Source organism: Protofrankia sp. BMG5.30, assembly GCF_001983005.1.
In the GTDB taxonomy this organism is placed as follows: Bacteria; Actinomycetota; Actinomycetes; order Frankiales; family Frankiaceae; genus Protofrankia; species Protofrankia coriariae.
The window spans coordinates 1-5,654 of record NZ_MOME01000083.1 but is presented as its reverse complement, the minus strand read 5'-3'; the positions used below and the strand labels follow the sequence as shown (position 1 = coordinate 5,654).

At 67.1% G+C, this 5,654-nt stretch carries 4 protein-coding genes; all 4 read left to right on the top strand.

Features of this window, described 5'->3' with window-relative positions; genetic code table 11:
* Nucleotides 1–277 precede the first annotated feature (277 nt).
* Complete coding sequence (locus BL254_RS24465) at nt 278–1,456, top strand: substrate-binding domain-containing protein (RefSeq protein ID WP_254858498.1); 1,179 nt, start codon at nt 278–280, stop codon at nt 1,454–1,456.
* Nucleotides 1,457–1,470: 14 nt separating this feature from the next.
* On the top strand, nt 1,471–3,021 hold the full coding sequence (locus BL254_RS24460; protein WP_047224978.1) for a sugar ABC transporter ATP-binding protein: 1,551 nt from the start codon (nt 1,471–1,473) through the stop codon (nt 3,019–3,021).
* Nucleotides 3,018–4,091, top strand: coding sequence for an ABC transporter permease (locus BL254_RS24455; RefSeq protein ID WP_076845366.1), 1,074 nt, complete (start codon nt 3,018–3,020; stop codon nt 4,089–4,091). Before BL254_RS24460 ends, BL254_RS24455 begins: the two co-directional genes overlap by 4 nt.
* Nucleotides 4,092–4,153: 62 nt before the next feature.
* A partial coding sequence (locus BL254_RS24450; protein ID WP_139342500.1) for a PEP-utilizing enzyme occupies nt 4,154–5,654 on the top strand: 1,501 nt, incomplete at its 3' end.

Below are 5,654 nucleotides of genomic sequence, written 5' to 3'. Positions count from 1 at the left end.
AGACCGTGTGGATCAACCAGCCAGTCCCAAGCCAACCGAGTAACGACCAACTGTCTCATTTGACTTGACATCTACCGCGCTGCCGGCTGCTCTCGGCCGTCCGGCGGACAGAACCTGGCATCGGGGGCGTTCCTGTGCTGCTTGACAACGTTCAAAACAAATATAGATTTGACGAAAAATCTGTGACGGCCGTCACTCCCCTCACCTGCGGCCGGCTCAGCGCTGTGAGTAGGCGACCGGCACCATCGGTCCAGGTAAGAGGAGCTCAATGTCCCACGTGTCCACGCCCGCACCGCTCTCGCGGCGCGGCATCCTGCGTCCGGCAGCAGCAGTTGTTGCTGCCGCGACCTTTTTAGTTCTCGCCTTGGTCGGATGCTCCAGCTCCGACGACGCAGGCAAGGACGTCGTCACCCCGACCACGGCGGGAAGGGGCTCCGCCGTGCTGGCGGCAGCCCAGGCAGAGGTGGCGAGGCTGCTGCGGACCCCGACGTCCGTTGGAGTGACCGAGCCGTTGAAGAGCGCTCCGGCCAAGGGAGGCACGCTCGTCTTTCTCTCTTGCGAGAAYGGTCTGTGCCAGGTGCTCGCCAAGGGTATGGGCGAGGCTGCGAAGGTTGCGGGTCTCGAATACAAGAACCAGCCGATCAAGCTTGCGGACCCGGCGACGCTTATCGCTGGCATGCAGCAGGCTCTTGAGATGAACCCGAAGCCGGTGGGCGTGGCCTTCGCCGGCATACCGGAGGCCGTCTGGGGGAGTCAGATCCCTGCGTTCCAGAGGGCCGGCGTGCCGCTCATCCCGATCGCTGTCGGTGAGACGACAGCGAACCCGATCGTCCCCGCAGGATCGCTTGACGGGCCCGCCGACGCTCGAGCTCAGGCGAGCGCGATCGCGAACTTCTTCATCGCGGACTCGCAGGGACAGGGCAAGTCGCTGATCGTGAACGTCCCGGACGTGGGCTCGCTCAAGATTGCGACAGACCAGTATGTGTCCACGATCAAGTCGGGATGCCCGGACTGCTCGGTGGGGACGGTAGACGTAACGCTGGCCCAGGTGAGCAGCGGACAGGTGGTGCCGGCGGTCGTGTCCGCGCTGCAGCGCAACCGGGACGTGAAGTATGTGGTCACAGTGCAGGGCGAGTTCACACAGGGCCTGCAGGCGGCGGTGAAGGCGGCAGGTCTTCCCGACGTCCAGCTGCTCGGTATCAACCCGGCCAAGTTCAACCAGCAGGAGCTGCAGACCGGCGAGGCGAAGGCCTTCACGCTCCTGCCCTTCAACATCATGGCCTGGAAGGCCGTGGATGTCGCGCTGCGCTATGCGCAGGGCATGTCCGTGGAACCGGGTAACGGTGCGCTTCCGCTGCAGCTGCTCACCAAGGAGACGCTGGGAAGCCCGCAGGACTCGATCGACCGGCCCGAGGACTACAGGCAGCAGTTCGAGAAACTGTGGAAAACAGGGTGACTCCTCGCGAGCTGGTGGAGCGGGCCGACGGAGCTGGTCCGCTCCCACCCAGCCTCCTCACACGCGGCCTCAGCAAGAGCTTCGGCCTGACACGCGCGCTCACCGGTGTCGACCTACGGGTCGACGCCGGCACCGTGCACGCCTTGCTGGGGGAGAACGGCTCGGGGAAGTCCACGCTCATCAAGACGCTCTCCGGCTACCACCATCCCGATCCGGGCGGCAGCGTGGAAGTCGGCGGTCAGCCGCTGCAGGCCGGCGTTGCCTCCTCTGCCTACGACCTCGGCTGCCGCTTCGTGCACCAGGATCTCGGCCTCGTGGACACCTGCAGCGTGGCGGACAACGTCGCACTGACCACGGGGTTCCCCACGCGCTGCGGTGCAGTGCGTCGCAAGGCCCTGCGGCGGCGCACGGAAGAGGCGCTTCAGCGTCTGGGCCTGGCGCTGGACCCCGATACGCTCGTGGGCGGACTAGCTGCCGCCGAGCGTACCGGGGTGGCTGTCGCAAGGGCCCTCGCGGACGCCGACAGGACCAGCGTGCGCCTGCTGGTCCTCGACGAACCAACGGCCACCTTGCCGGACACCGAGGTCAAACAGCTGCTGGCGGTGGTGCGGGCAGTGGCTGCGAGCGGCGTCGGTGTCCTGTATGTCACTCACCACCTGGACGAGGTGTTCGAGGTTGCCGATGACGTCAGCGTCCTGCGCGACGGCCGCAAGGTCGTGACCACCAAAGCAAGGGCCCTCACCAGGCGCGAGTTGGTGGAACATCTGGTGGGCGGCGAGCTGGAGGAGGTGAGCGCGGCGTCAGACTCGCTGCCCACGGCGCACGCAGCTCCCGTGCTGCGTGTTCAGGATCTGTCGGCGGGCCCGCTGGTGACCGCGAACTTCACCGTCCGTCCGGGAGAGGTGGTCGGTGTCGCCGGTCTCACGGGTTCTGGGCGGGAGACRCTGCTCCCGGCGATCTTCGGCGCCATCCCGCGAAGCAGCGGCCGGGTCCAGATCGGCGATGTGATCCTGGCTCCCGGACGACCAGACCGCGCGATCGCCGCGGGGCTCACGCTGCTGCCGGCCGATCGCGTTCGGCTGGGCGGCGTCATGTCGATGTCGGCACGCGAAAACCTGACCCTGCCAGCCCTCCGGGCCCTCTGGCGCGCCCCGCGCTTACGGCGGCGACTCGAAGTCGCCCAGGCCCGAACGTGGTTCGAGCGGCTCGACGTCCGCCCGCGCGGCGCGGTGGACGCTCCCCTCGGGTCGTTCAGCGGTGGCAACCAGCAGAAGGTGCTGTTCGGCAAGTGGCTCAGATGTGCCCCTCGGGTTCTCTTACTCGACGAGCCCACACAGGGTGTCGACATCGGCGCGAAGGCCGAGATCCATCGTCAGATCCTCTCGGCCGTGGAGGCGGGGGCGGCGGCTGTCGTGAGCTCCTCGGACTATGACGAGCTGGTTGCCCTGTGCCGTCGCGTCATGGTGCTCCGCGACGGACGGTTTGTGGCCGAGTTGTCGAATGGCGCGCTGACCGTGGCCGAAGTGGCCCGCGAGGCGTTGGGCTCCGAGGACCGGGCGGCATGAGCGCCTCGCCGCCCGCGCGTCCTCGACCAGGCCTGGGCTTCGACCGTTTCTCCGGCCTGTACCTGTGGGCGCTCATCATCATCGTCTTCGGTATCTGGGTGCCAGACCTGTTTCTCACGATGGGCACCCTGCACTCGGTGGCCGCGCAACAGGCAATCGCGGCCATTGTGGCTCTCGCCGTCCTGGTGCCGCTCGCCGCGGGAGCCTACGATCTCTCCGTCGGTGCGACCGTCAACCTCGCGACCATCATCGTGACCGTCCTGCAGGCGGACAAGGGCTGGTCCATGTGGCCGGCCATCGGTGTCACGGTTGTCGCCTGCTTCGTCATCGGCGCCGTCAACGGCTTCGTGGTCGTGGTGCTGCGCGTCAACTCCTTCATCGCCACCCTGGGGGCAGCCTCGATCATCGCGGCACTTCAGTCAATCGTCTCTGGTCAGAGACAACCGCTTCCGCMCACGAGCCGAGCCTGGAGCGACCTCACCCAACGCGAGGTGCTCGGCTTTCAGATCGTCGTCCTGTACATGCTCGTGGTGGCCATCATCCTGTGGCTGGTGCTGTCGCAGACCCCGGTGGGACGCTATATCTACGCCGTCGGCGGGAACGCTGAGGCGGCTCGGCTGTCCGGCGTGCGGACGGGGACCTGGACGTGGTTCTCCCTCACGACGAGCGCGACGCTGTGCGGGATTGCGGGTGTCCTGTACGCATCCTTGTCAGGGCCGTCGCTGACGTTCGGCGGAGCGCTGCTGCTGCCAGCGTTCGCCGCAGTCTTCCTGGGGTCGACGCAGCTGTATCCGGGCCGCTTCAACGTGTGGGGGACGCTCATCGCCCTCTACGCCCTGGCCACCGGCATCAAAGGTCTGCAGCTCGTCACCGGCGTGCAGTGGCTGGCAGACCTCTTCAACGGTGTGGCCGTCATCACGGCCGTCGCCTTCGCGGTGTGGCGCCAGAGGAAGGCGCGCTCGAAGCGCGATGCGACAGCCTCCCGGCGGAGCAAGGGAACGGGAGGCGCGGAAGTGGATGTTGGAGGTGTGACTCCGGCGTCCGGTCAGCAACCTGCGGCCGTGCGCTAGCTGTTCGCGCGAACCGGTGCCAGGACAGCTACCGGGAGAGCGGCGACGAGAGGAATACAACCATGACTATGGAACCGGCTGTCGAGCAGTGGGATCCGCTCCACAGCCGCAGCGCGCCCCAGGCTTTCTGGAGCACCTCGAACTTCGGTGAGGCAATGCCGGGCGTGATGACGCCGCTGGGATGGACGTTCTGGGGCCCGACGGCGGAGCGCGCCACCCGGGCGGCGTTCGGAAGCATGGGTGCGCTGACACGAAAGGAAAGGGGTTTCCCCGCCGACGAGCGGGACCGTGTGTGCAACGTCTTCTACGGCCGGGTGGCAGGCCGGGTGGACTTCCTGGTCGGGATCGGAGATCGAATCCCCGGCACCTCGGGTGCGGCAGTGGCCGAGCAGGTGGTGGGTGCCATGCCGCCGGAGCTGGCGAGCAGCCCGAGCCGTCGCCGGTGGCCGGTCATCGCCGTACGTTTTCCCTACAGTTTCGCGCTTATCGGACACAGGGTGTGCAGAGCGAACGCCGAGACGCAGCAGTGGTGGCTGGAGAACATCGGCAAGACGAAAAACCTCTCTCGTGCCGAGGCCACCAGGCAGTTCCGTGAGGCCGCACGGCGTTTCGACCGCAACGTGACCGCACAGGGCATCCACGTCTTGTGCGCTGTACAGCCGGTCTATGAGCAGCTCCGACGACTTGTGGAAGGTGCTGGTGCCGGAGAGGTGACGTCATTCATGAGCGGGTACGGTGCGCACGCGGAGAGCGCGATCGTGACCGACATGTGGGCCGCGTCCCGGGACCGCATGACCATCGAGGAGGTCGTGCGGCGACACGGTTTCCACGGCCCCCGTGAAGGCGAGATCTCGGGGCATGTGTGGCGGGAGGACGACACCGCATTATGCAAACTCCTGGAAGGTTACCGCGTGCTGGACGAGAGCGCGGATCCCACACGCGCCGAAGAGGAGAAGCGACGGGCCCGCGAGGCGCTCGAGCGCAAACTTCTGGCATCGTTGCCACGACACCGTCGCCCGAGCGCGCGTCTTGTCCTCCGTCTGGCGGCTAACGTCATCCCGCTGCGGGGAGTCGGCAAGGCCGCGTTTCTGCAGTCTCTCGACATGGCGCGTGCGGCTGCGCGACGCATCGGGGAGCATCTCGTCGACGAGGGCCTGCTCGGCGATGTCGAGGACGTCTTCTACCTGACGACAGACGAGATCGTCGCTCCTCCACGCGATGCCCGCGAGCTGGTGGCCCGACGGCGTGAGCGTCGCGCCTACTATGAGACCCTGCGAATCCCGCCCGCGTGGCTGGGGCAACCGAGCGCCCTCGACGGACCTGGGACAGGGGACGCCACGCCGATCGTTGACGTGCTCGAGGGTGTCGGTGCCAGTCCTGGCATTGTCGATGGGCTGGTGCGCGTCGTAGGCGACTCCGATAACACCGCCGTCGAGCCGGGGGAGATCCTGGTCTCCCCGACGACCGATCCCAGCTGGGCCTCGATCATGTTCGTGTCCGGGGGCCTGGTCGTGGACATCGGGGGAGCCCTCAGCCACGCCGCGATCGTTGCGCGAGAGCTGG